The organism is Sphingomonas rosea (assembly GCF_039538065.1).
Classification (GTDB): Bacteria; Pseudomonadota; Alphaproteobacteria; order Sphingomonadales; family Sphingomonadaceae; genus Sphingomicrobium; species Sphingomicrobium rosea.
Map to the genome: position 1 here is coordinate 191,286 of NZ_BAABBR010000001.1, position 21,782 is coordinate 213,067.

The 21,782-nt window shown below is 67.2% G+C and carries 26 protein-coding genes and 1 tRNA gene; 9 read left to right on the forward strand and 18 right to left on the reverse strand.

The features are described from left to right. Positions 1–13 precede the first annotated feature (13 nt). Genes ABD693_RS01020 through ABD693_RS01030 form a run of 3 tightly spaced genes read right to left on the reverse strand, consistent with a single transcriptional unit; the run spans position 14 to position 1,869 of the window. The gene (locus ABD693_RS01020) at positions 14–436 is read right to left on the reverse strand and encodes an HK97 family phage prohead protease (RefSeq protein ID WP_344695095.1); all 423 of its coding nucleotides are present in this window, start codon (positions 434–436) and stop codon (positions 14–16) included. A 3-nt stretch (positions 437–439) separates the two neighbouring features. Continuing rightward, the gene (locus ABD693_RS01025; RefSeq protein WP_344695096.1) at positions 440–760 is read right to left on the reverse strand and encodes a DUF6127 family protein; all 321 of its coding nucleotides are present in this window, start codon (positions 758–760) and stop codon (positions 440–442) included. Beyond that, the gene (locus tag ABD693_RS01030) at positions 757–1,869 is read right to left on the reverse strand and encodes a phage portal protein (RefSeq protein WP_344695097.1); all 1,113 of its coding nucleotides are present in this window, start codon (positions 1,867–1,869) and stop codon (positions 757–759) included. Before ABD693_RS01030 ends, ABD693_RS01025 begins: the two co-directional genes overlap by 4 nt. A 279-nt stretch (positions 1,870–2,148) precedes the next feature. On the opposite strand from ABD693_RS01030, the gene rpsF reads away from it, so the two are divergent. From rpsF to ABD693_RS01050, 4 genes are all read left to right on the forward strand, one after another. Next, positions 2,149–2,535 (forward strand): 30S ribosomal protein S6, encoded by a 387-nt coding sequence (rpsF, locus tag ABD693_RS01035; RefSeq protein ID WP_344695098.1) that lies wholly within the window; start codon positions 2,149–2,151, stop codon positions 2,533–2,535. A gap of 3 nt (positions 2,536–2,538) precedes the next feature. Continuing rightward, complete coding sequence (gene rpsR, locus ABD693_RS01040; RefSeq protein ID WP_168070454.1) at positions 2,539–2,763, forward strand: 30S ribosomal protein S18; 225 nt, start codon at positions 2,539–2,541, stop codon at positions 2,761–2,763. A gap of 12 nt (positions 2,764–2,775) precedes the next feature. After that, positions 2,776–3,372, forward strand: coding sequence for a 50S ribosomal protein L9 (rplI, locus tag ABD693_RS01045; RefSeq protein ID WP_344695100.1), 597 nt, complete (start codon positions 2,776–2,778; stop codon positions 3,370–3,372). A gap of 169 nt (positions 3,373–3,541) precedes the next feature. Continuing rightward, complete coding sequence (locus ABD693_RS01050) at positions 3,542–3,979, forward strand: hypothetical protein (RefSeq protein ID WP_344695101.1); 438 nt, start codon at positions 3,542–3,544, stop codon at positions 3,977–3,979. A gap of 35 nt (positions 3,980–4,014) precedes the next feature. Here ABD693_RS01050 and ABD693_RS01055 read toward each other — a convergent pair whose 3' ends face one another. Further along, entirely contained in the window at positions 4,015–4,485 is a 471-nt protein-coding gene (locus tag ABD693_RS01055) for a DUF6456 domain-containing protein (RefSeq protein WP_344695102.1), read from the reverse strand. Between the two features lie 97 nt (positions 4,486–4,582). Here ABD693_RS01055 and ABD693_RS01060 point away from each other — a divergent pair, with 97 nt between their 5' ends. Then, the gene (locus tag ABD693_RS01060; protein WP_344695103.1) at positions 4,583–5,149 is read left to right on the forward strand and encodes a helix-turn-helix domain-containing protein; all 567 of its coding nucleotides are present in this window, start codon (positions 4,583–4,585) and stop codon (positions 5,147–5,149) included. Positions 5,150–5,184: 35 nt separating this feature from the next. Here ABD693_RS01060 and ABD693_RS01065 read toward each other — a convergent pair. Together ABD693_RS01065 and ABD693_RS01070 are read right to left on the reverse strand one after the other, a co-directional pair. Further along, positions 5,185–5,260, reverse strand: a tRNA-Val gene (locus ABD693_RS01065). Between the two features lie 43 nt (positions 5,261–5,303). After that, on the reverse strand, positions 5,304–6,227 hold the full coding sequence (locus ABD693_RS01070; RefSeq protein WP_344695104.1) for a hypothetical protein: 924 nt from the start codon (positions 6,225–6,227) through the stop codon (positions 5,304–5,306). Between the two features lie 169 nt (positions 6,228–6,396). Between ABD693_RS01070 and ABD693_RS01075 the strand changes: the two genes are divergently transcribed. Further along, positions 6,397–6,639: a hypothetical protein gene (locus ABD693_RS01075; RefSeq protein ID WP_344695105.1), complete on the forward strand. Its 243-nt coding sequence runs from the start codon at positions 6,397–6,399 to the stop codon at positions 6,637–6,639. Here the strand turns inward: ABD693_RS01075 and cysQ are convergent. From cysQ to ABD693_RS01105, 6 genes are all read right to left on the reverse strand, one after another. Further along, positions 6,636–7,427: a 3'(2'),5'-bisphosphate nucleotidase CysQ gene (gene cysQ / locus ABD693_RS01080; protein ID WP_344695106.1), complete on the reverse strand. Its 792-nt coding sequence runs from the start codon at positions 7,425–7,427 to the stop codon at positions 6,636–6,638. The genes ABD693_RS01075 and cysQ overlap by 4 nt on opposite strands. Before the next feature lies 1 nt (position 7,428). Beyond that, positions 7,429–8,208, reverse strand: a complete 780-nt coding sequence (locus tag ABD693_RS01085) for an SDR family NAD(P)-dependent oxidoreductase (protein ID WP_344695107.1) — start codon at positions 8,206–8,208, stop codon at positions 7,429–7,431. Between the two features lie 100 nt (positions 8,209–8,308). After that, on the reverse strand, positions 8,309–10,171 hold the full coding sequence (locus ABD693_RS01090) for an acetyl/propionyl/methylcrotonyl-CoA carboxylase subunit alpha (protein ID WP_344695108.1): 1,863 nt from the start codon (positions 10,169–10,171) through the stop codon (positions 8,309–8,311). A 40-nt stretch (positions 10,172–10,211) separates the two neighbouring features. Beyond that, positions 10,212–11,210: a biotin synthase BioB gene (gene bioB, locus ABD693_RS01095; protein WP_344695109.1), complete on the reverse strand. Its 999-nt coding sequence runs from the start codon at positions 11,208–11,210 to the stop codon at positions 10,212–10,214. A gap of 28 nt (positions 11,211–11,238) precedes the next feature. Beyond that, a complete protein-coding gene (locus ABD693_RS01100) occupies positions 11,239–11,793 on the reverse strand; it encodes a hypothetical protein (RefSeq protein WP_344695110.1) in 555 nt (184 codons plus the stop codon). A gap of 44 nt (positions 11,794–11,837) precedes the next feature. Further along, the gene (locus tag ABD693_RS01105) at positions 11,838–13,436 is read right to left on the reverse strand and encodes a carboxyl transferase domain-containing protein (RefSeq protein WP_344695111.1); all 1,599 of its coding nucleotides are present in this window, start codon (positions 13,434–13,436) and stop codon (positions 11,838–11,840) included. A 127-nt stretch (positions 13,437–13,563) separates the two neighbouring features. Here ABD693_RS01105 and ABD693_RS01110 point away from each other — a divergent pair, with 127 nt between their 5' ends. Together ABD693_RS01110 and ABD693_RS01115 are read left to right on the forward strand one after the other, a co-directional pair. Next, a complete protein-coding gene (locus ABD693_RS01110) occupies positions 13,564–15,648 on the forward strand; it encodes a M13 family metallopeptidase (protein ID WP_344695112.1) in 2,085 nt (694 codons plus the stop codon). A 40-nt stretch (positions 15,649–15,688) separates the two neighbouring features. Continuing rightward, positions 15,689–16,024 (forward strand): DMT family protein, encoded by a 336-nt coding sequence (locus tag ABD693_RS01115; protein WP_344695113.1) that lies wholly within the window; start codon positions 15,689–15,691, stop codon positions 16,022–16,024. A gap of 10 nt (positions 16,025–16,034) precedes the next feature. Here the strand turns inward: ABD693_RS01115 and ABD693_RS01120 are convergent, their stop codons facing one another. Further along, the gene (locus ABD693_RS01120) at positions 16,035–17,192 is read right to left on the reverse strand and encodes an isovaleryl-CoA dehydrogenase (RefSeq protein WP_344695114.1); all 1,158 of its coding nucleotides are present in this window, start codon (positions 17,190–17,192) and stop codon (positions 16,035–16,037) included. A gap of 92 nt (positions 17,193–17,284) precedes the next feature. Between ABD693_RS01120 and ABD693_RS01125 the strand changes: the two genes are divergently transcribed. Next, positions 17,285–18,478 (forward strand): thiolase family protein, encoded by a 1,194-nt coding sequence (locus tag ABD693_RS01125; protein ID WP_344695116.1) that lies wholly within the window; start codon positions 17,285–17,287, stop codon positions 18,476–18,478. On the opposite strand, the gene ABD693_RS01130 is transcribed toward ABD693_RS01125, so the two are convergent. The 5 genes from ABD693_RS01130 to ABD693_RS01150 all read right to left on the reverse strand — a co-directional run bounded on the left by ABD693_RS01130 (position 18,475) and on the right by ABD693_RS01150 (position 21,781). Then, positions 18,475–19,134 carry a hypothetical protein gene (locus ABD693_RS01130; protein WP_344695117.1) on the reverse strand — a complete coding sequence of 220 codons (660 nt, stop codon included), beginning with the start codon at positions 19,132–19,134 and terminating at the stop codon, positions 18,475–18,477. The two genes, ABD693_RS01125 and ABD693_RS01130, sit on opposite strands and share 4 nt — an antisense overlap. Beyond that, positions 19,131–19,337, reverse strand: coding sequence for a helix-turn-helix transcriptional regulator (locus tag ABD693_RS01135; protein ID WP_344695118.1), 207 nt, complete (start codon positions 19,335–19,337; stop codon positions 19,131–19,133). The genes ABD693_RS01130 and ABD693_RS01135 overlap by 4 nt, the downstream gene beginning before the upstream one ends. 49 nt (positions 19,338–19,386) lie before the next feature. Then, positions 19,387–19,860 carry an SH3 domain-containing protein gene (locus ABD693_RS01140; protein ID WP_344695119.1) on the reverse strand — a complete coding sequence of 158 codons (474 nt, stop codon included), beginning with the start codon at positions 19,858–19,860 and terminating at the stop codon, positions 19,387–19,389. Beyond that, complete coding sequence (locus ABD693_RS01145; RefSeq protein WP_344695120.1) at positions 19,860–21,266, reverse strand: NAD(P)H-dependent flavin oxidoreductase; 1,407 nt, start codon at positions 21,264–21,266, stop codon at positions 19,860–19,862. Before ABD693_RS01145 ends, ABD693_RS01140 begins: the two co-directional genes overlap by 1 nt. A 113-nt stretch (positions 21,267–21,379) precedes the next feature. Then, positions 21,380–21,781 (reverse strand): glycine zipper 2TM domain-containing protein, encoded by a 402-nt coding sequence (locus tag ABD693_RS01150; protein WP_344695121.1) that lies wholly within the window; start codon positions 21,779–21,781, stop codon positions 21,380–21,382. Position 21,782 lies beyond the last annotated feature (1 nt).

A 21,782-nucleotide genomic window follows, 5' to 3' on the forward strand; every position in this document is an offset into this window, starting at 1 on the left:
CTTCGTCCGCCCCTCAGGCGGCGATCTTGTGAATGCGGGCGAGCGGCTGCATCGGGCGCCTCACCAGGCTGACCTCGAGCAGGTCGACATCGTTGAGTTCGCGCGCGGTCCGCCCTTTGGCGGCGGCCTGGACGCGGTACCCGAAGCTGAGGCCTGTCAGGCTGCCGCGCTGCAATTCGCGGCCCAACATTGCCGCGAGTGCATCATCGTTGAGCCGGCCGATCACCTGCAGTCCGCGCGTGTCTTCGGCGATATGCTCGATGACGCCGATGCATTTCCCCGGCTGATGCTGCCATAGCAGCGGGACGCTCCGGCCTTCGCCGAGCGTACGCTTGAAGGCGCCGGGTCGCACGATGTCGCCGCCCCGATCGATCTGGTCGAACACCGATGCGTAGCCGGCGAAGCGAAGCCCGCCGGCGCTCTTCTGCTGCCGCATGGGTCAAGGCTCCAACAGGCTTTTCAGGTTCAGTCGGAACGCCAGCGCGCACATCAGCATCGCGAGCACGACGCGGACAACCCACCGCGCGACCGTCTGCCACGCCGATTTCTTGACGTCGCGCCAGGCACCGAGCAGTTCCCGGAGCTCGTCCATGTCGCGACGGGCGCGGGCATCCTCGAGGCCGAGCGAGGCCAGCGCCCGGCTGGCACCGGCCTGGCTCGCTTCCTCGATCACCGCCTGCAGCAGGACGTAATCGACCTGTCGTCCCTGGGCACTGACCAGAAGTTCGGCGAGCAGGTCATCCGCTGCCGGACGGATCACTTCGCAGGGCTCGGAAGCGGCGCAAAGCCAAGCATCTCGCGTTTCTCTGCCGCAGAGATGAAGTCCGCCGCCGACACCATTTGCCACAGCCGCTCCCGGTCCTCCGCAAGCTCGCTGATGGCATCGGTGTCGATGGCGAGACGAAGCGGGCCGAACCAGTCTGCGAGCGCTTCACCCACCTCGCTGACGATACGTTCCGCCAGTGGCAGGACCGTCTGGCGATAGAGCGCCCGCCCGGCCTCCCGAAGGTTCGCATAGGCGGTGTCACCGGGCAGCCCGAGGAGCACGGGCGGGACGCCGAAGGCGAGCGCAATGTCGCGTGCCGCGGCTTCCTTGATCGCGCAGAAATCCATGTCGGTTGGGGTCAGCCCAAGCGGCTGCCACTTCAGCCCACCCTCGAGCAGCATCGGCCGACCGGCATTGTCGCTCCCGCTGAACTGGCGATCGATTTCCTCGCGAAGCCGCGTAAACTGCGTGCTGCTGAGCGCGGCGCCGTCTGCCGGATCGTAAGTGAGCGCCCCCGATGGCCGCGCTGCATTGTCGAGCAGCGCCTTGTTCCACCGGCTCGCCTTGTTGTGGATCGCCGCCGCCGCGCTCGCCGCGTCCAGGCAGCCGAGACCGGTCTGCTCGTTCGTCGGGTTGAGCGCCCGGATGTGGATGACCTGGGTTCGCGCAAGTTCGTCGTGCCGCGGCACCACGGTAGTGCGGCGACCCGCCTTGTAGACGTAACGCCGCGGCCAACCCTTGTCGTCCGTCTCGATGTTCATCCGGTCGGCGGGCAGCACGAACAATTGCGCTGGCGCGCCGAGCGCCTCGACGATCTGCAGATAGGCATTGCCGTTGAGCAGGAGCGAGGCGGTCATCTGCTCGAGCAGGCTGGCACGACACAGGAGGTTCGCGGCCGCCTCGTCCCCCTCGGTCGCATAGATCTTGAGCGTCCCGACCGCACCGGCCACCAGCTTCACCGCTCGCTGCCCGACCGGATTGGTCAGGAAGACTTCCTTGAGTTGCGACTGCGGCGAACTCGGAAACAGGCTGCGTGCCTCGCTCCCCGGAATCGAGAGGAACAGCGGCGGGAGGTCCGCCGACTTTCGTCCGAACCACCGCATCTTATGTCCTTGGCTGATGACGCCGACGAAGGCCGCTGCCGATTCGTCCTAGCTTGCCCTCTTGTGCCATAACAGCGTTACGATGTCAAGTTTTTTGTGCCTTTTTGGTTCGCTTGCTTTCCCTCTTGTGAGTGCAGATTTGCAAAGCGACCGACTTTGTGCGAATGGCCCGCCGTCCCGGATCAGCGCGACTGATTCCTGGTCAGCGAATAACGACGACAGCCGGAGGGGTTCTCGCATGGGGCGAGCGCCAGCGATCGGCCAACATTGAGAGAAACCATGCCGCTCTACGAGCATGTATTCCTCGCGAGGCAGGACTTGGCGCAAGCCCAGGTCGACGCCCTCGCCGAGAGTGCAACCAACATCATCACCGAAAACGGTGGTTCGGTCGTGAAGGCCGAAACCTGGGGCCTGCGCGGTCTCGCCTATCGGATCGCCAAGAACCGCAAGGCTCACTACGTCATGCTCGACATCGACGCGCCCGCCGCGGCGATCGCCGAGCTCGAGCGCCAGACCGGCATTAACGAGGACGTGATCCGCTACATGACCGTTCGTGTCGACGCCCACGAGGCCGGCCCGTCGGCGATGATGCGCCGTCAGGAGCGCGATCGTGGCAGCCGCTCGGATCGCCCCGAGCGCGGTCCTCGCGAAGAGATGGGAGCTTAAGACATGGCCCGCGCATTCTTCCGCCGCCGCAAGTCCTGCCCCTTCTCGGGCAAGGACGCCCCCCAGATCGATTACAAGGACGTTCGTCTGCTTCAGGGCTTCGTGTCCGAGCGTGGCAAGATCGTCCCGAGCCGCATCACCGCGGTCAGCACCAAGAAGCAGCGCGAGCTGGCGAAGGCGATCAAGCGCGCCCGCCACATCGGTCTGCTGCCCTACGTCGTCAAGTAAGGAGCGCCGGTAATGGAAGTCATCCTGCTTGAGCGCGTCGAGAAGCTCGGCGCCATCGGTGACGTCGTCACCGTGAAGAACGGCTTTGCCCGTAACTACCTGCTCCCGAACAAGAAGGCGCTTCGTGCGAACGAAGCCAACCGGAAGCTGTTCGAAACCAACCGTGCGAAGATCGAGTCCGACAACGCCGAGCGCCGCACCGCGGCCGAAGCGTCGGCGACCGGCATCGACGGCAAGACGGTTCAGCTGATCCGCCAGGCCTCGAACACCGGCCAGCTCTATGGTTCGGTCAGCGCCCGCGACATCGTCGAAGCCCTCGAGGCTGATGGTGCCAAGGTTGCCAAGAGCCAGGTCGTCCTCGATCGTCCGATCAAGGCAATCGGCATGCACGAAGTGCGCGTCGCGCTTCACCCGGAAGTTTCGGTTTCCGTCAAGGTGAACGTCGCCCGTTCGCCCGAGGAAGCCGATCTCCAGGCCCAGGGCGTGGACGTCATGGCGCAGATGTTCGAGCGCGACACCGGTGGTTTCACCGAGGACTATGATCCGAACGCTGAACCCGGCGCCACCGCCGAAGTCAGCGCGGACGAGGGCTCGACCGAAGAGGCCTGAGCCTCCGCTCTCGACCTTCACGAAGGGCCGTCCGCTTGCGGGCGGCCCTTTTTCGTTGGGCGAGGCCGTCGGTCGAAAAGCGCTTCGACTGGTCGCAGGGTCGCGGAACGGTGCGCAACGGGGAAGCATTCTCGTCGCAGGGCCCGGGGGCTGTTCGAGGAGAAGCACGATGACCGCCGATGGACACACGCCCGACCAATCTGAGAACAAACAGCATCTTTGGCGGACCGCCGCGCAGGACAATGCGCAACAGCGCTCCCATGATCGCCAGGCCGGTTCCCCGGATGCGCGCCAGTCCTCGGCCGACGACATGGCCACCGGCCAGGCTTCCTATGGCAACAGCGGCGACACGGGCACCGTGGATCAACAGGCCGACAATGCCCCCGACAGCGCCAGCCAAGGCGGCGACCGCCTCTTCAGCGGCTCGAGCGATGACCTGGGAAGCAGCGGCCAGGCGCAATCCTCGGCCAACCTCGGCACCGACGGCGCGCAGGACTTCGCGGCCGATGGCCAAGGTGCGAGCACGGAAGATCCGACCGCCACGACCGACGTCGAAAGCGAACGCAGCCAGCGCCGCGATAGCGACATCGAGGGCAGCAGCCTCTGAGTAACAGGAAGGGGGTCGTCGCCTGACGATCCCCCTCACTCGGGGATACGATAATGCGCTGCGACCCGGTCGAGCGCCATTTGAAGCACAAGCTTGCCTGCCCGTGCCGGCCAGCCCAGCGCCGTCTCCGCGTCGCGCATGCCTTCGCCGGCGCAGACAATGCGCCAGAGGATGTCCGACATTCCCGTACCGGCTTCCCGGAGTGCGCCGTCAAAGCGTTGACGCGCCGCAGCCTGCCGCTCCGAAGGGGTCAGATCGGCTGCGCCGTGCCGCGCCCCCTTAACACCGGAAGCATCCCATCTCATGGTTACGCTCGGTGCCAGATTGGATAATTCATAATCCGATCGCAGCTGTTCCCCCGCATCATATTGCCGAACGCTCAAGTGCCCGTGGCGGAAGAGCCATCCCAACGGGGATTCCACCTCGTTGATCGTGACCGATCGCCGCGCCTTGCGCCCCGGCGCTCCCGCTTCGACAATCGACTTTTCGCGGTACACCGGCTTCATCTCACCCCTCCCGTTCCCGAGTCGAAATGAAGCTTGCCAGATCGTCCCTGTTGTAGGACAGTAGAAATCGCCGGATCGGTTACAGGGGTACTCAATCATGATCACGCGTATTCGCGAGGTTCGCAAGGCGAAGCGAATGACCCTGGAGGACGTCGCGCGGGCCTGCACCCCGCCGACCACCCCGCAGACGATCGGCCGCCTCGAGACCGGAATGCGCACGGTCTCGGTCGGCTGGCTGAACCGGATTGCCGACGCGCTCGGAGTCACGGCATCCGACCTCGTCGAGCATCAGGCCAGCGAAAAGCTCGAGGTGCTCGCGCTCATCGGCAGCGAAGGCGCAACCGCGCCCAAGAAGTCGCAGATCGTCATCCCGCCCCACCCCGCTGCCGGGCAGGTCGCCTTGCTGGTGACAAGCGGCGTCGCCGATTATCGCGCGGGTGACGAAATCTGGTGCGACCGCCTCGCCCCCGAGGACTTCGGCCGCGCGCTCAATCGCGACGTCCTCGTGCCCCGTCCGGCCGGGCGTTTCGTCTTCGGCCGACTGCTTGCCCGCGAGGAAGGCAAGCTGCACCTCCTCCCGCTCGGCAGCGGCACGCGTCAGGTCGTCGTCAATGACCCACCCTACCTCGCCATCCCGACGCGGCTCGTGCGCTCACTCAACTGACGGGGCCAGGCACCGCGAAGCCGGAGCCTTGAGGATGGTGGGCGCTGACGGGTTCGAACCGCCGACCTACTCGGTGTAAACGAGCCGCTCTACCAGCTGAGCTAAGCGCCCCCGGGCCCCCGTGCCCCGCCCTGCCCCGGCTTGCAAGAAGCAATCAGACGACGGCCAGGCCGACGTCGCCGAAATAGTGCCGCAGCGCGGCGCTGGTCGACGGCGCCATCTCGATGAAGACCCGGCGCCCGTCGTGCGGATCGTCGCGCCGCACCAGCAGCCCCCGGTCGGTCATCAGCTTGATCCAGCGGAGCGCCGTCGTCGCGGGCACCGCCGCAGCGATGCACAGGCTCGAAACCGGCACCCGGTGCTGCACGATCTCGGCCTGGAGGAGGTCGAGGAGCATGTCCCAGGCGGGATCGGCGAAGAGGTCGGCCGGAAGGTAGTTGGCACGCTGCCGCCGCGCCCTGATCATGGTCCGGAGCGCTTCCGCCGATATCGCCGGCATGTCGCCCTGCTGGGGCTGCATCGTGGCCGGAGATAGCGGCGGCTGGCTGGACAAGTTTCCGAGGCGGGCCAGGGCCGATGCAATCCGCGATACCTCGTCGCTCAATTGCCGAAGCCGCTCCGAGCTCGCCTCATTGGCACCTTCGTGCGCGAGCCCCATCGAGCGGGCGCTGCAGACCGAAAAGGTCAGGGCGCTGAGCCGCTCGGGCTCGCTCGCATCGACCAGAAGCTCGACCGGGGAGGACCCGAGCCACAGCAGGACTTCGTCGAGATGGTCGATCGGGACCGACACCACGACCCCGCTCGACAGACGGGCGGCATCGGCGGCGATCCGCTGCAGCAGGCGCCGCCCCCCGGCGGTCGGAGCGTCGGTGAATTCGAGCCAGACCGTCGACAAGGCACCGGCCCGACCGAGATCCTCGGCCGCCTCGCCCATCGAGAGGATGGCGGCGGAATCATAGTCACTGATGTCGAGGGTCTTGCGCGCGCGCTCGCGGGCGAGGGCCGTATCGCCGATGATCAGGACGGGCGGAGTCGACGGGCTCTGCGAATAAAGCGGTTGAGCATAGGCTCGGGACATGAACTACCCCTGGGAACAATATCAACCGAGCGTCCCCTGCTTACACCGCCGCGCCTCCCACTGTCGCGCGGAAAATTCGTCCACCGTCGAGCAAGTCAAAGGCTTCCGCTAAGGCTATGGACAGTATCCCCGCTGCATGAGCGCAAGCAGCCAGATGAGAAACGGTGACATGGGACGTGAAGGACGGGCCGAGGTGCTCGCGACGTTGCAGCATGCCTTGGGCCAGACCCTGCAGCTTGCGCGCGAGATGGCCGGCGACCCGCTGGTCGGCAACGAGGCGCGCGCCTTTCTGGGCCGGCTCGATGCGATCAAGGCCGAGGTCGACCTGCTGTGCGTGACGCCGCGCCAGCGCCCGCCGCAGCACCTGCCCGACAATGACGAGTGCGACCTTAGCCGCCGCCTCTGGAACTAGGCGGCGAGCCAGGGTCCGACCGGCGGCGCCTGCCAGCCCGTCGTCGCGGTGAAGCCTGAATTGAGGAAGCCCGGCTTTCCGTAGGTCAGCGCATGGCCGTCCGGTCCGTCGACGCGGCCGCCGGCGGCGAGGAGCACGGCGTGGCCCGCGGCGGTGTCCCACTCGCTGGTCGGCGACAGCCGAGGGTAGAAGTCGGCCTCGCCCGTCGCGAGAAGGCAGAACTTCAGCGACGAGCCGATCGACAGCCGCTCGGCCGCCGGCGCGGCGTGGGCGAGATAGTCCTCGGTCTGCCGGTTGAAGTGGGACTTGGACGCGGCGACGATCAGCGGATCGCGCGGGGGGATGACCGCGAGCGGTGTGCGGCGGCCGCCATGTTCCTCGAAGGCGCCCTCGCCGACGATGCCGGCGAACAGGCGCTCCTGTTCGGGGGCGAGGACGACGCCGAGGAGCGGTCCGTCGCGGGTGACCAGGCCGACGTTGACGGTATAGTCATCGCCGCCGCGGATGAACTCCTTGGTGCCGTCGAGGGGGTCGACGTGGAACCAAACTTCTCGAAGGTCACGCACATGGCCGCTGGCGGCCTGTTCTTCGGCGACCACGGGAATGTCGGGGGCCGCGGCCCTCAAGGCCTTGAGAATCAAGGCTTCCGCGGCCTCGTCGGCTTCGGTCACCGGCGACAGATCGGACTTCAGCCGGTGACCGCAGCCGCGCCGGCGAATGTCGCGGATGAGCGCGCCGGCCCGCCAGGAAGCGTCGATGACGGCTTCCAGGAGGGCCGTGCGGTCCATCTTACTTGGGCGCCATGCGGATGCCGCCGTCGAGGCGGACGTGCTCGGCGTTCATGTAGCCGCTCTCGATCATGAAGACCGCGAGGTTGGCATATTCGTGCGGCTGGCCGAGGCGCTTGGGGAACGGCACCTGCGCGCCCAGCGCGTCCTGCACCTGCGGCGGCATCATCGCGACCATCGGGGTCTTGAAAACGCCCGGAAGGATGGTGTTGACGCGGACGCCCTCGTTCATGAGGTCACGCGCGATCGGCAGGGTCATGGCCAGCACGCCGCCCTTGGACGCCGAATAGGCCGCCTGCCCGATCTGCCCGTCTTCGGCCGCGACCGAGGCGGTGTTGATGATCACGCCCTTCTCGCCGTCGGTCAGCGGCTCGGCGTCGACCATGCCCGCCGCGCTGTGCGCGATGCAGCGGAAGGTGCCGACGAGGTTGATCCCGATCACCAGTTCGAACTGGTGCAGCGGATACTTCTTGACCGCCTTGGTTTCGCGGTCGCGGCCGACCGTCTTCACCGCATTGGCGACGCCGGCGCAGTTGACGAGGATCCGCTCCTGCCCGTGGGCGGCGCGGGCCTTTTCGAAGCCGGCGACGACGGTGTCGTCGCTGGTGACGTCAACCTGGCAGAAGATGCCGCCGATCTCGGCCGCGACCTTCTCGCCCTGTTCCTCGTTACGGTCGAAGATGGCGACCTTGGCGCCCTTGGCCGCCAGCGCCCGCGCGGTCGCCTCGCCGAGCCCCGAGGCACCCCCGGTCACTACTGCCGCAACGCCATTGATATCCATCGTCGATCTCCTGTTCGTGCCGGTTCGCGCCGGTCTGATCCTGCAATAACGTACCGCCGGGTGAAGGAAGGCGGACCCCGGATCAAGTCCGGGGTGACCCCTATCCGGCGGCGGCTTCGACCTTTGCCAGCAACGTGTCGACCTGCACCTGCTGGCCGGCGCTGGCGTTCAATTCGGCCACCGTCCCGTCGAACGGGGCGAGCATCGCATGCTCCATCTTCATCGCCTCGAGCGTGAGCAGGCGCTGCCCCTTGGTCACCGGATCGCCCGCCGCGACGTCGACACTGGTCACCTTGCCCGGCATCGGCGCGACGATGCTGCCGTCGCCCGCCAGCGCCCCGCCCTTGCCGCGCGCGGCGAAGGCGAACTCATAGGCCTGGCCTTCGAAGAAGGTGACGACGCGGTCCGCGTCGCGGAAGCCCGAGGCCTCGGCATAGGGCTCGTCGTCGGCGAGGACGACGCGGCGCCGCTCCCCGCCATGGCTGAGCACCACCGAGGGCTGCGCCGGGGCATTGAGGCGGAAGCCCGAGAGGATGGCCGGCTCCTCGTCAGCGAGCGCGATCACCGCCGCAGCACGCCACAGCAGATCGTCGGCGGCAGGGCTCGGCACGAGGTCGTCGAGCTTGCGCTCGATAAAGCCGGTATCGAGGTCGGCCGCGCCAAAATCCTCGTCGAGGAGGCAGTTGAAGAGGAAGCCGGCATTGGTCCGCACCGGCCAGACCTCGACCTCGTCGAGCATCGACGCGAGCAGGCCGATCGCCTCGTCGCGGTCGTCGCCATGGACGACCAGCTTGGCGATCATCGGATCGTAGAAGGGCGAGATCGTATCGCCTTCCTCGACCCCGGTCTCGATGCGGCCGTCTTCGCCGAGGTCAAAATGGTCGAGCACGCCGGTGCTGGGCAGGAAACCCGTCGCCGGGTCCTCGGCGTAGAGCCGCGCCTCGATGGCGTGACCGGTGATGCTGAGCTCGTCCTGGCGCCTGGGCAGCGGTTCGCCGCTCGCGACCCGCAACTGCCATTCGACCAAATCCTGCCCGGTGATCTCCTCGGTCACCGGATGCTCGACCTGGAGGCGGGTGTTCATTTCCATGAACCAGATGCGGTCGGCGCGAAGTCCCTCGCTCGCGTCGGCGATGAACTCGATCGTGCCCGCGCCCTCGTAGGACACTGCCTGCGCCGCGCGAACGGCGGCCGCGCAGACGGCGTCGCGCGTGCCGGCGTCCATGCCCGGTGCCGGGGCTTCCTCGATCACTTTCTGGTGGCGCCGCTGGAGCGAGCAGTCGCGCTCGAACAGGTGGACGGCGTTGCCGTGGGCATCGCCGAACACCTGCACCTCGATGTGCCGCGGCGAGAGGATGTATTTCTCGAGGAGGACAACGTCGTTGCCGAAGCTCGAGGCAGCTTCACGCCGGCAGCTGGCGAGCGCGTCGGAAAAGTCCTCCGCGCGGTCGACCTTGCGCATGCCCTTGCCGCCGCCGCCCGCGACCGCCTTGATCAGGACCGGATAGCCGATGGCGTCGGCCTCCGCCTTGAGCCGCTCGACCGACTGGTCGTCCCCCATGTAGCCGGGAGTCACGGGGACGCCGGCGTCGGCCATCAGCTTCTTGGCTGCGTCCTTGAGACCCATGGCGCGGATGCTTGCGGGCTTGGGCCCGACCCAGACGAGGCCGGCATCGAGGACCGCCTGCGCGAAGTCGGCGTTTTCGCTGAGGAAGCCGTAGCCCGGGTGAATCGCCTCGGCGCCGGCCTCGCGCGCAGCGGCGATGATCCGCTCGCCGACCAGATAGCTTTCGCGCGCCGGCGAAGGGCCGATGTGGACCGCCTCGTCGGCCATGCGGACGTGCAGCGCGTCGGCATCGGCGTCCGAGTGGACGGCCACCGTGCGGATGCCAAGCTTCTGCGCGGTGCGAATGACGCGGCAGGCAATCTCGCCGCGATTGGCGATGAGGAGCGAAGTGATCATGGGCATGTTCCTAGCCAAGGCGGGGGCCGGGTAACAGGGCCTACTCGGCCGCCTCGAGCGCCCGCATCGGTTCCTCGGCCCGCATCGGCACGAGGCCCAGTTTGGCGAACAGCGCGGCGTCCTTGCTGTCGCCGGCATTGGCGGTGGTGAGCAACTTGTCGCCGGTGAAGATGCTGTTGGCGCCGGCGAGGAAGCACAGCGCCTGGGTCGCCTCGGACATGCTCTCGCGCCCGGCCGACAGGCGGACCATCGAGCGCGGCATGGCGATGCGCGCGACCGCGACCGTGCGGACGAACTCGATGTCGTCGATCAGGCGCTCGCCCGCATACATGTCGCCGAGCACGGTGCCCTTGACCGGCACGAGCGCGTTGATCGGAACGCTTTCGGGGTGGCGCGGCAGGGTCGCCAGCGCGTGGAGGAACCCGACGCGGTCCTCGCGCCGCTCACCCATGCCGACGATTCCGCCGCAGCAGACGCTGATGCCTGCCTCGCGCACTTCGTCGAGGGTATCGAGCCGCTCCTGGAAGGTCCGGGTCGAGATGATCTCGCCATAATGTTCGGGCGAGGTGTCGATGTTGTGATTGTAATAGTCGAGGCCCGCGTCCTTGAGCGCGCGCGCCTGCGTGGCCGTGAGCATGCCAAGCGTCATGCAGGTCTCGAGCCCCATCGCCTTGACGCCCGCGACCATGCGGCAGACCGCGGCCATGTCGCGATCCTTGGGCTCACGCCACGCCGCGCCCATGCAGAAGCGCTGCGACCCCGCCGCCTTGGCCTCGGCGGCGGCGGCGAGGACGGCATCAACGTCCATCAGTTTCTCGGCCTTGAGGCCGCTCTTGGCCGAGGCCGACTGCGAGCAATAGCCGCAATCCTCCGGACAGCCGCCGGTCTTGATCGACAGGAGGGTGCAGAGCTGCACCTCGCCGGCGGCATGGTGCGCGCGGTGGGTTTGCGCGGCGCGAAACAGGAGTTCGGTAAAGGGCAGGTCGAACAGCGCGGCGATCTGCGCGCGGGTCCAGTCCTGACGAACGGGGTCAAGCACGGTGTGATGGTCTCCGGGGTAATGAGTGTCAGAAGCGAAGGGCGGGGAACCAGCTTTCACCCAGCACCACCATGGCCGTGCCGAGCGATGCGCCGATGTAGGCGCCGACATACCAGCGCCAGCCGAGGCGCTTTCCGCGCAGGGCCAGCGCGGTGAGCGAAGCGAGCAACAGGATCACGATCCCGAACAGGGTCCACTGGCCAAGGCCGAGCGCGGTCGAGATCCGGGCCTCGTCATTCGGGTAGTTGAGGCTGACCACCGCCGCGATCAGCCGCGAGACCAGGGCGGCGAGGACCACGCCAGCGGCCAGCACCGAACCGCGACGGGCGTAGAGCACGGCGATCAGCGCGATGGCGACGGTCACCAGCGGCCCCGCCGCGGACATGATCAGGCCGTCGGTGGCCGAACGGAAATCGCCCGTCGCGACGGCGGCGTGATTGGTGCGGACGATGACGTCATAGCCCATCGCCTTGCCGGCAAGGCCATGCCCCGCCTCGTGAACGAGGTTCATCACCACGACGACGGCGAAGGCGGCAAGCGCGGTGGGCACGATGGCCGCGCGACGGGCAGGCAATGACGCCAAGAAAATGTCCTTGATCGATCGGAAAGGGAAAAACTGGCCCCGGCCTACATCCGGAACACGCCGAACTGCGCGCGGTCCGCAATCGGCGCGTTCAGGCAGGCCGCGAGGGCGAGGCCGAGCACGTCGCGGGTCTGCGTGGGGTCGACGATGCCGTCGTCCCACAGGCGGGCGGTGGCGTGCCACGGCGAGCCTTGCGCTTCATAGTCCTCGCGGATCGGGGCCTTGAAGGCTTCGGCTTCTTCCGCGGTCCACGTGTCGGCGTCGCGGTGGACGGTGGCGAGCACGCTCGCGGCCTGTTCGCCGCCCATGACGCTGATCCGGCTGTTGGGCCATGAAAAGAGGAAGCGCGGGGAATAAGCGCGGCCGCACATGCCGTAATTGCCCGCGCCGAAGCTGCCACCGATCAGCACGGTGATCTTGGGCACCTGCGCGGTGGCGACGGCGGTGACGAGCTTGGCGCCATGCTTGGCGATGCCTTCGGCCTCGTACTTGCCCCCGACCATGAAGCCCGAGATGTTCTGGAGAAACAGCAGGGGCACGCGGCGCTGGCAGGCGAGCTCGATGAAATGCGCCCCCTTGACCGCGCTTTCGGAGAACAGGACGCCGTTGTTGGCGAGGATCGCGACGGGTGCCCCGTGAATGTGCGCGAAGCCGCAGACGAGGCTGGTCCCGTAAAGCGGCTTGAACTCGTGGAATTCGGAAGCATCGACAATGCGGGCGATGACCTCGTGCACGTCGTAGGGCGCACGGACGTCCTCGGGGATGATGCCAAGGAGCTCGGCGGGGTCGTAGGCGGGCGCGCGGGCTTCGCGCAGGTCGAGCGCGGCGGCCTGCTCGGGGAAGGTGGCGACGATATCGCGGACGATGGTCAGCGCATGCTCGTCATTCTCGGCGAGATGGTCGACGACGCCACTCTTGCGGGCGTGGAGGTCGCCGCCACCCAGTTCCTCGGCGCTGATGACTTCCCCGGTCGCGGCCTTCACCAGCGGCGGGCCGGCAAGAAAGATCGTGCCCTGGTTGCGGACGATGACGCTCTCGTCACTCATCGCGGGGACATAGGCGCCGCCCGCGGTACAGCTGCCCATGACACAGGCGACCTGCGGGATGCCGAGCGCGCTCATATTGGCCTGGTTGAAGAAGATCCGGCCGAAGTGGTCGCGGTCGGGAAATACCTCGGCCTGGTGCGGCAGGTTCGCCCCGCCACTGTCGACGAGATAGATGCACGGCAGGCGATTGGCCTCGGCGATCTCCTGCGCGCGCAGGTGCTTCTTGACCGTCAGCGGATAGTAAGTGCCGCCCTTCACCGTGGCGTCGTTGCAGACGATCATGACCTGCCGCCCCGACACGTGGCCGATGCCGCAGATCAGGCCGGCGCCCGGGACTTCGCCGTCATAGAGGTCGTTGGCGGCGAGCTGGCCGATCTCGAGGAAGGGCGAGCCCGGATCGAGCAGCCGTTCGACCCGCTCGCGCGGGAGCAGCTTGCCGCGGCCGACGTGGCGCTCGCGGCTCTTCTCGTTGCCACCGAGCGCGGCGGTGGCGACGTCGGCCCGAAGCCGCTCGACGAGCGCCGCATTATGCGCGTGGCGGGCGGCAAATTCGGGGCTGGCCGGATCGATCTTGGTGTCGAGGCGCGGTGCGCTCATGGGATGGGCTCTGGCTCACGTTCGTCGAAAAGCGGGTGTCACTTAGCGCCTAGCGGGGCGTGCGGCGCTTGCAAAGCGATGCCGTTCGGGCGCAGCGAAGCGCCACAAGTAACCGGAGAAGCGATCCATGCGTCACAGCGCCCTTTACCTCGCCGCGTCGGCCCTCACCCTTCCGCTCGCGCTCGGCGCCTGCAGCAAGACCACCGAGACCGCCGCGGTGAAGCCCGCGGCCGGCAATGCCCTTGGGATCATCCCCGCCTCGATGGACAAGAGCGTGATGCCGGGCGACGACTTCTACGGTTACGCCAATGGCGGGTGGATGAGGTCGACCGAGATCCCCGCCGACCGGTCGAGCGTCGGCGCCTTCTACATCGCCGACCAGGTGCGCGAGAAGAACACGCGCGAGCTGTTCGACGGGCTGCTCAAGGGTAATGCCGACGCCGGCACCAACGAGGGCCGCATCGCCAATTACTACAAGGCGTATCTGAACACCGACGCGATCGACAAGGCGGGGCTGACGCCCGCCAAGGCCGACCTCGACGCGATCGCGGCTATCGCCGACAAGCGCGCGCTGGCGAGCGCGATCGGCGGCACCATCCGCGCCGACGTCGATCCGCTGAACGCCACCAATTACCAGACCGAGAACCTGTTCGGCGTATTCGTGACGCAGGGCCTCAACACGCCGGGCGAGACCCTTCCCTATCTGATGCAGGGCGGGATCGGCCTGCCCGAGCGCGAATATTATCTCGGCGCCGATCCCAAGATGGCGGCGCTGCGCGAGAAATACCGTGGCTACGTCCAGACGGTGATGCAGGCGGCCGGCAACCCCGACCCGGCCGGCGCGGCGGGCCGGATCATGGCGCTCGAGACCAAGATCGCGCAGGCGCATGCGACCCGCGAGGAGAGCGAGGACTTCAGCAAGGCCGCCAAGGTCTGGACCCGCGCCGAGCTCGAGAAGAATGCGCCGGGGCTCGACTGGACCGCGCTGCTCGACGCCGCGCAGCTGGGCCAAGCGCCCAAGTTCCAGGCCTATCATTCGGGCGCGATTCCCAAGCTCGCCGCGCTGGTGGGCTCGGAGCCGCTCGACGCGTGGAAGGAGTGGCTCGCCTTCCACACGCTGAACCAGCAGGCGAACGTGCTGCCCAAGCCGATCCGCGACGCGAGTTTCGCCTTCTACGGCACCGCGCTCTCGGGCACGCCGCAGCAGCGCCCGCGTGACGTCCAGGCGCTCAACGCCACCAGCGGCGCGCTGCAGGACGCGGTCGGCAAGGCCTATGTCGACAAATATTTCCCGGCCTCGGCCAAGGCCGAAGTCCAGAAGATGGTCGAGGAGATCAAGGCCGCCTTCGCCAAGCGTGTCGAGGCGCTCGACTGGATGGCGCCTTCGACCAAGGAAGAGGCGCTCAAGAAGGTAAAGTCGATCGTGGTCGGCGTCGGCTATCCCGACACGTGGCGCGATTACGGTTCGCTGACGATCACCGGCGACAATGCCTATGCCAACCAGAAGAATGCCCAGCTGGCGGAATATCGCCACCAGATCGCCAAGATCGGCAAGCCGATGGATCGCGCCGAATGGTGGATGCCGCCGCAGCTGGTGAACGCGGTCAACCTGCCGGTCCAGAACGCGCTCAACTTCCCGGCCGCAATCCTCGTGAAGCCATTCTTCGATCCCGCGGCCGACCCGGCGTTCAACTATGGCGCGATCGGCAGCGTGATCGGCCACGAGATCAGCCACAGCTTCGACAACAATGGCGCGCTGTTCGATTCGACCGGCGCCTTGCGCAACTGGTGGACCCCGGCCGACTTCGCCCGCTTCCAGCAGGGCGGCGCCGCGCTCGCCAAGCAATATGACGGCTACGAGCCGCTGCCCGGGCTCCACGTCAACGGCAAGCTGACGCTGGGCGAGAACATCGCCGACGTCGCGGGCCTCGCGGCGGCCTATCAGGCCTATCACGACAGCCTCGGCGGCAAGGCGGCGCCGGTAATCGACGGCTACAGCGGGGACCAGCGCTTCTTCGTCGCTTATGCGCAGGCCTGGGCGACCAAGATGCGCGACGAGTCGCTCCGCAACGCCATCGCCACCGACGGCCATGCGCCGGGCCAGTATCGCGCGCTGACCGTCCGCAACCTCGATCCCTGGTATGGCGCGTTCGACGTCAAGCCGGGGCAGAAGCTTTATCTCGCGCCCGACCAGCGCGTGAAGGTCTGGTAAGCCCCTCCCCCACGGCAAGCGGATGAGCTAGCAGGGCGCCATGCCGACGATCCTGCTGCTCATCTGCTCGAACCTGTTCATGACCATCGCCTGGTACTGGCACCTCAAGGGCGGCATGAACAAACCAATCATGCTGGTCATCCTGATCAGCTGGGGCATCGCACTCGTCGAATATTGCTTCGCGGTGCCCGCCAACCGCGTCGGCTACCAGAGCGGCTGGTCGGGCGCGCAGCTCAAGATCGTGCAGGAAGCGATCACGCTGATCATCTTCGCAGGGTTCATGGTGACGGTGCTCGGCGAGCCCCTCCACTGGCGCCACGCGGCGGCCTTCGCCTGCATCATGGCGGGCGTCGGTTTCCTGTTCGTGGGGAAGTGACGAAAGGGGCCTAGGCCCCGATCAGCTCGCGCCCGATCAGCATGCGGCGGATTTCGTTGGTGCCGGCGCCGATGTCGAGGAGCTTGGCGTCGCGCATGAAGCGTTCGACCGGCCAATCCTTGGTATAGCCCGCGCCGCCCAGCGCCTGCACCGCTTCGCCCGCGACCTTGAACGCGCTTTCGCTGGCCAGCAGGATCGCGCCGGCCGCGTCGAAGCGGGTGGTCTTGCCCGCATCGCAGGCCTTTGCGACCTGGTAGACGTAGGCGCGCGCCGAATTGAGCGCGACGTACATGTCGGCGACCTTGGCCTGGATCAGCTGCTGCGCGCCGATCGGCTTGCCGAACTGCTTGCGCTCGCGGACGTAGGGCAGGACGACGTCGAGGCAGGCCTGCATGATGCCGAGCTGGATCCCGGCGAGCACCGCGCGCTCATAGTCGAGGCCGCTCATCAGCACGCCGACGCCGCCGTTCTCGGGGCCCATGATGTTCTCGGCGGGCACGAAGCAGTCGTCGAACACCAGCTCGGCCGTGGGGCTTCCGCGCATCCCGACCTTGTCGATCTTCTGCCCGATCGAGAAGCCTTCCATGTCCTTTTCGACGAGGAAGGCGGTGATCCCGCGACTGCCCGCGTCGGGCGAGGTCTTGGCATAGACCACCAGCGTGTCGGCATAGGCCGCGTTGGTGATCCAGAACTTGGTGCCGTTGAGGCGGAAACCGTTGCCGCTCTTCTCGGCCTTCAACTTCATCGAGACGACGTCGGAGCCCGCGCCCGCCTCGCTCATCGCCAGCGCGCCGACATGCTCGCCGCTGATTAGCTTGGGCAGATATTTGCGCTTCTGCTCGTCATTCCCCCAGCGGCGGATCTGGTTGATGCAGAGGTTCGAGTGGGCGCCGTAGCTCAGGCCGACCGAGGCCGAGGCGCGGGCCACTTCCTCCTGCGCGACGACATGCTCGAGATAACCGAGGCCAAGCCCGCCCCACTCTTCCTCGACGGTGATGCCGTGGAGGCCGAGCGCGCCCATCTCGGGCCACAGCTCGATCGGGAAGCGGTCGTCGCGATCGATCTGTGCCGCGATCGGCATGATCCGGTCGGTGGCGAAGCGCTGGGTGGAATCGCGGATGGCGTCGGCCATCTCGCCGAGATCGAAGTCCAGGGTGGGTGCTGACATGGCTTGGCGCTAGCAGAGCGGCCGAGGCTTGGACAAGGCAGCCTTGCGCCTTATGTGCGGTGCAGCATCTTTTCTCTTGCCGGAGCCGAGCCATGGCCACTGCCCCCACCGACGCCACCGTCATCCTTTCCTTCGCCCGCACCCCGATGGGCGCGATGCAGGGCGCGCTGGCCGACGTCAGCGCGACCGAGCTCGGCGCGACCGTAGTGAAGGCTGCGGTCGAGCGCGCCGGCGTCAGCGGCGAGGACATCGACCGTATCTACATGGGCTGCGTGCTCCCGGCCGGTCTCGGCCAGGCGCCGGCCCGCCAGGCGGCGATCAAGGCGGGGCTCCCGACTTCGGTCCAGGCGACCACGGTGAACAAGGTCTGCGGCTCAGGCATGCAGACAGTGATCATGGGGTCGGAAGCGATTGCGACCGGCAACGCCGACGTGATCGTCGCGGGCGGCATGGAGAGCATGACCAACGCCCCCTATCTGCTGAAGAAGCATCGCTCGGGCGCGCGCATCGGCCATGACACCGCCTACGACCACATGTTCCTCGACGGCCTCGAGGACGCCTATGAGGAAGGCCGCGCGATGGGCACCTTCGCGCAGGACACCGCCAACGACTATCAGCTGACGCGGGCGTCGATGGACGAATATGCCATCGAAAGCCTCAATCGCGCCAAGGCAGCGATCGACGGCGGCGGCTTCGCCGACGAGATCGTGCCGGTGACGGTGAAGAGCCGCGCTGGCGAGACGGTGGTCGACACCGACGAGGCGCCGGGCCGCGGCCGTCCCGACAAGATTCCGCAGTTGAAGCCCGCCTTCGCCAAGGACGGGACGATCACCGCCGCGACCAGCTCGTCCATCTCGGACGGCGCCGCCGCGGTCGTCCTGACCCGCGAGTCGCTGGCGCGCGAGAAGGGGCTGACCCCGGTCGCGCGGATCGTCGCCACTGCCGCGCACGCGCAGGCCCCGGCCGAGTTCACGATCGCCCCTATCGGCGCGATCCACAAGGTGCTCGACAAGGCCGGCTGGAGCATCGGCGAGGTCGATCTGTTCGAGGTCAACGAAGCCTTCGCCTGCGTCGCCATGTTCGCGATGAAGGACCTCGGCATCGGCCACGACAAGATCAACGTCCACGGCGGCGCGACCGCGCTGGGCCACCCGATCGGCGCGAGCGGCACCCGCATCATCGTGACCCTTTTGAACGCGCTCAAGCAGAAGGGCCTGAAGCGCGGCGTCGCTTCGCTCTGCATCGGCGGCGGCGAAGCGACGGCGGTCGCGGTCGAGCTCGTCTAGCGCGGGGTCAGCAGACCGCGTCGTCCGGCAGCGATGAAGATCGCGGCAAGATAGAGGGCGAAGAAGGCGCTGATGAACGAGAGCGGCGCGAGCGGCGCGGTGAACCCGAGCACCGCGCCCACCGCCTTGCCGCCGACGACGGCAAGCAGCAGCAGCACGAGGACGCCGTTCGCCTCGCGCGAGACCTGCCGCATCAGCTCGTCCCCGACCTTGCGGTACCGCACGCCGAGGACGGTGAGGGCCAGCACGGCGGCGGCGACGACGATGGTGGCGGTGCTGGCCGACAGATAGCCAAGGCCGCTTGAGTCGCGCACGAGGGCGAGCGCCCCGATCAGAATCGCGACCACGAGGAAGGTCGCGCTTCCGACCAGAAGCGCGGTCCGCTGCTCGCGCACGTCGTCCGCGTCCTCGACATTGAGGGTTTTGGCGCCGACCCCGGGCAGGAGCGAGCCCAGCCCGACCATCGCACCCATCAGGAGATAGACCAGCGCGGTTCCGAGCGCGAAGATTCGGTCACCCGACGCAAGAAAGGCGCGGTCGGCGTCGAGCAGCGAAAGCAGGCCGTACATGCCCAGCCCGCCCGCGACGGCGCCAAGCGCCATCTGCAGCGCGACCTTGCGGGTCTTGGCGGGCGGCGGAAGGGTCGAGGACATCATGCGATCGGCTCCCATTGATCGAGGAAGAGCTGGTCCACGGGGACGGCGAAGAGCTTCGCCATCCGAAGTGCCAGCGGGAGGCTCGGATCATATTTGTCGGTCTCGACCGCATTCACGGTCTGGCGCGACACGCCAAGGCGACGGGCGAGTTCGCCCTGCGACCAGCCGGCCTGCTCGCGCCAATCCTTGACCCGATTCTCCATGGGAACCGGGTATGACAAACATGTTTGACAGTCAAGAGTTCTTTACAGGCTAGTCGTCGACCTCTTCGCCCGGGGCGACGCCCCACAGGTCGGCGATGCGGATGGCGCCGGCGCGCTTGCCCATCTCGAAGTGGCACCAGGTGCCGTCGCAGTCGCTGATGCGGCCGACGACGCCGGGCTCGGCCAGATATTTGACGCGGCTGCCTTCATCCGGATTGGCGTGCACGGGGCGCGCTTCGCTGCCCTTGACCATCGCGGTACGGCTCTCGCTGAGCATGGTCCGAAGGATCCAGCCCCTGGCGCCCTCGCTGTCCTCGATCAGCCGCCAGTTTTCGAACCGCTTCAGGACGCGCACCGGAAGTCCGCGGCGCTTGTAAAGCCACAATCCGGGATACGTGCGCGCCGGCCCCGAGCGCATCATCGCCTCGCCGCTCTTGAGCGAGTTCCAATAAGGCACCGGCCGGTCCTGCGCGCTCGCGCTCGCGGCAAGGCCGAGAAGGACGATCCCGAGGAGACGCTTCATCACGCCCCCGTCCGGATCCGATCCACCAGCTGCTTCACCGTCGGGACGAAGCCGTTCGAATAAAAGGGATCGGTCTTGAAGCGGAACGCGGCGTGGCCGGCGAACATGAGGTTCTCTTCGACGGGGCCGCCGTGCGCGATGTCCTGCAGCGTCTTCTGGATGCAGAAGCTGCGCGGGTCGGCGAGCCGGCCGGTGGAATTCTTCTCATTGTCGGCCCAGCTCGAGAAGCTGCACTGCGACAGGCAGCCCATGCAGTCGGCCTGGTCCTTGCGGATGACCTTCTCTTCCTCGGGGGTGACGAAGACGAGCGTGTCGTCGGGCGTCTTCATCGCCTGGGTGAAGCCCGCGCCAAACCATTCGCGCGCATGCTGCAGGTCGCCCCTGGTGACCCAGTAATTCTTCTTGGTACCGATGCCGACGTCGAGCTCGAAGGCGTGGTCGCCGACGCTTTCCTTGGTGAAGGCGATCTGGCGCTCGCTGCGCGCTTCGAGGTTGCGCAGGAACGGATTGCGCACGGCCGAGGAATAGAAGCCGGTGGGCGAGAATTTGTGGAGGAGGACGTCGCCCTCCTCGAGCGTCATCAGCCGCTGCTTCCACTCGACCGGGATCGGGCTTTCCTGCGTCAGGAGCGGGCGGGTGCCGAACTGGAACATGATGCTGCCGAGCTCAGGATTGTCGATCCAGTTCTCCCACTCGTCGAGGCGCCACACGCCGCCCGCCATGACGATCGGCACGTCGTCGCTGATCCCGCCCTCGCGCATCACGGCGCGCAGTTCGGCGACGCGCGGATAGGGATCCTGCGGCGCGCGCGGGTCCTCGGCGTTGCTGAGGCCATTGTGCCCGCCGGCAAGCCACGGATCCTCGTAGACCACGGCGGACAGCAGGTTCGCGACCTTGCTGTAGGCGCGCTTCCACAACGCGCGGAAGGCGCGGCCCGAGCTCACGATCGGGAGGTAGGAAACATTGTACTGCGCCGCGATCTCGCTGAGCTTGTAGGGCATGCCAGCGCCGCAGGTGACGCCCGCGACGAGGCCCTTGGTCCGCTCGAGCACGCCGTGGAGGACATGCTGCGCGCCGCCCATTTCCCACAGCACGTTGATGTTGATCGCGCCCTTGCCGCTGGCGATGTCATAGGCCTTGCGGACCTGCGCGACCGCGCCGTCGATGGCATATTTGATCAGTTCTTCATGGCGCTCGCGGCGAGTCATGCCGTTGTAGACTTGCGGCACGATGCGGCCTTCGGGATCGTAGCTGTCGGCGTTGACCGCGCTCACCGTGCCGATACCGCCGGCTGCCGCCCAGGCGCCCGAACTCGCGTGATTGGTGGCGCTGACGCCCTTGCCGCCTTCCACCAGCGGCCAGACTTCGCGGCCCTGGTACATGATCGGCGACAGTCCCTTGAACACGTGAGCACTCCTTGTTGAACCAGCCGCCTATAACGTGGCCTTTGCCAGCCCCAAATGAAAAAGGGCTGCCGGACCAAAGCCCGGCAGCCCGATGTGGTTGCTAATGCAGCCGTTTAGTAGCGGCGGTAGCCGTAGTTACCGTAGTTGCCGCCATAGACGTTGTTGTAGCCGTAGCCGTTGTAGCCGTAGTTGCGGCTCTTGCAGCTGTCCTTGTCGACCTTGCGGCCGAGGAGAGCGCCGACCGCACCGCCGATGATCGCGCCGGTGGTGCCGCTGCCGCCACGGCGATTGCCGTAGTAATCGTAGCCACCGCGACCCTTGGCGATCTGGCTGCCGATCACCGCACCGGCGACACCGCCGACGACGGTACCGGTCGTGCCCGAACAGCGATTGCCGCCGTAATAGCTCTGGCCGTTATAGCCGCCGCCGTAGCCGGGGTAATATTGCGCGCTCGCGGCGCCCGGGATGGCGACCAGCGAAGCGGCCGAGGCGGCGAAGAGAAACTTCTTGAACATG

Excerpts from the sequence above, each read along its gene's own strand:
- ABD693_RS01060 (WP_344695103.1), top strand. The coding sequence starts at position 4,583 with ATGATCACGCGTATTCGCGAGGTTCGCAAGGCGAAGCGAATGACCCTG.
- ABD693_RS01140 (WP_344695119.1), bottom strand. The coding sequence starts at position 19,860 with ATGAAGCGTCTCCTCGGGATCGTCCTTCTCGGCCTTGCCGCGAGCGCG.
- ABD693_RS01115 (WP_344695113.1), top strand. The coding sequence starts at position 15,689 with ATGCCGACGATCCTGCTGCTCATCTGCTCGAACCTGTTCATGACCATC.
- ABD693_RS01085 (WP_344695107.1), bottom strand. The coding sequence starts at position 8,208 with ATGGATATCAATGGCGTTGCGGCAGTAGTGACCGGGGGTGCCTCGGGG.
- ABD693_RS01135 (WP_344695118.1), bottom strand. The coding sequence starts at position 19,337 with ATGGAGAATCGGGTCAAGGATTGGCGCGAGCAGGCCGGCTGGTCGCAG.
- ABD693_RS01055 (WP_344695102.1), bottom strand. The coding sequence starts at position 4,485 with ATGAAGCCGGTGTACCGCGAAAAGTCGATTGTCGAAGCGGGAGCGCCG.
- ABD693_RS01130 (WP_344695117.1), bottom strand. The coding sequence starts at position 19,134 with ATGATGTCCTCGACCCTTCCGCCGCCCGCCAAGACCCGCAAGGTCGCG.
- rpsR (WP_168070454.1), top strand. The coding sequence starts at position 2,539 with ATGGCCCGCGCATTCTTCCGCCGCCGCAAGTCCTGCCCCTTCTCGGGC.
- ABD693_RS01105 (WP_344695111.1), bottom strand. The coding sequence starts at position 13,436 with ATGAGCGCACCGCGCCTCGACACCAAGATCGATCCGGCCAGCCCCGAA.
- ABD693_RS01120 (WP_344695114.1), bottom strand. The coding sequence starts at position 17,192 with ATGTCAGCACCCACCCTGGACTTCGATCTCGGCGAGATGGCCGACGCC.
- rpsF (WP_344695098.1), top strand. The coding sequence starts at position 2,149 with ATGCCGCTCTACGAGCATGTATTCCTCGCGAGGCAGGACTTGGCGCAA.
- rplI (WP_344695100.1), top strand. The coding sequence starts at position 2,776 with ATGGAAGTCATCCTGCTTGAGCGCGTCGAGAAGCTCGGCGCCATCGGT.
- ABD693_RS01150 (WP_344695121.1), bottom strand. The coding sequence starts at position 21,781 with ATGTTCAAGAAGTTTCTCTTCGCCGCCTCGGCCGCTTCGCTGGTCGCC.
- ABD693_RS01030 (WP_344695097.1), bottom strand. The coding sequence starts at position 1,869 with ATGCGGTGGTTCGGACGAAAGTCGGCGGACCTCCCGCCGCTGTTCCTC.
- ABD693_RS01110 (WP_344695112.1), top strand. The coding sequence starts at position 13,564 with ATGCGTCACAGCGCCCTTTACCTCGCCGCGTCGGCCCTCACCCTTCCG.
- ABD693_RS01070 (WP_344695104.1), bottom strand. The coding sequence starts at position 6,227 with ATGTCCCGAGCCTATGCTCAACCGCTTTATTCGCAGAGCCCGTCGACT.
- ABD693_RS01125 (WP_344695116.1), top strand. The coding sequence starts at position 17,285 with ATGGCCACTGCCCCCACCGACGCCACCGTCATCCTTTCCTTCGCCCGC.
- ABD693_RS01090 (WP_344695108.1), bottom strand. The coding sequence starts at position 10,171 with ATGATCACTTCGCTCCTCATCGCCAATCGCGGCGAGATTGCCTGCCGC.
- cysQ (WP_344695106.1), bottom strand. The coding sequence starts at position 7,427 with ATGGACCGCACGGCCCTCCTGGAAGCCGTCATCGACGCTTCCTGGCGG.
- ABD693_RS01050 (WP_344695101.1), top strand. The coding sequence starts at position 3,542 with ATGACCGCCGATGGACACACGCCCGACCAATCTGAGAACAAACAGCAT.
- ABD693_RS01075 (WP_344695105.1), top strand. The coding sequence starts at position 6,397 with ATGGGACGTGAAGGACGGGCCGAGGTGCTCGCGACGTTGCAGCATGCC.
- ABD693_RS01020 (WP_344695095.1), bottom strand. The coding sequence starts at position 436 with ATGCGGCAGCAGAAGAGCGCCGGCGGGCTTCGCTTCGCCGGCTACGCA.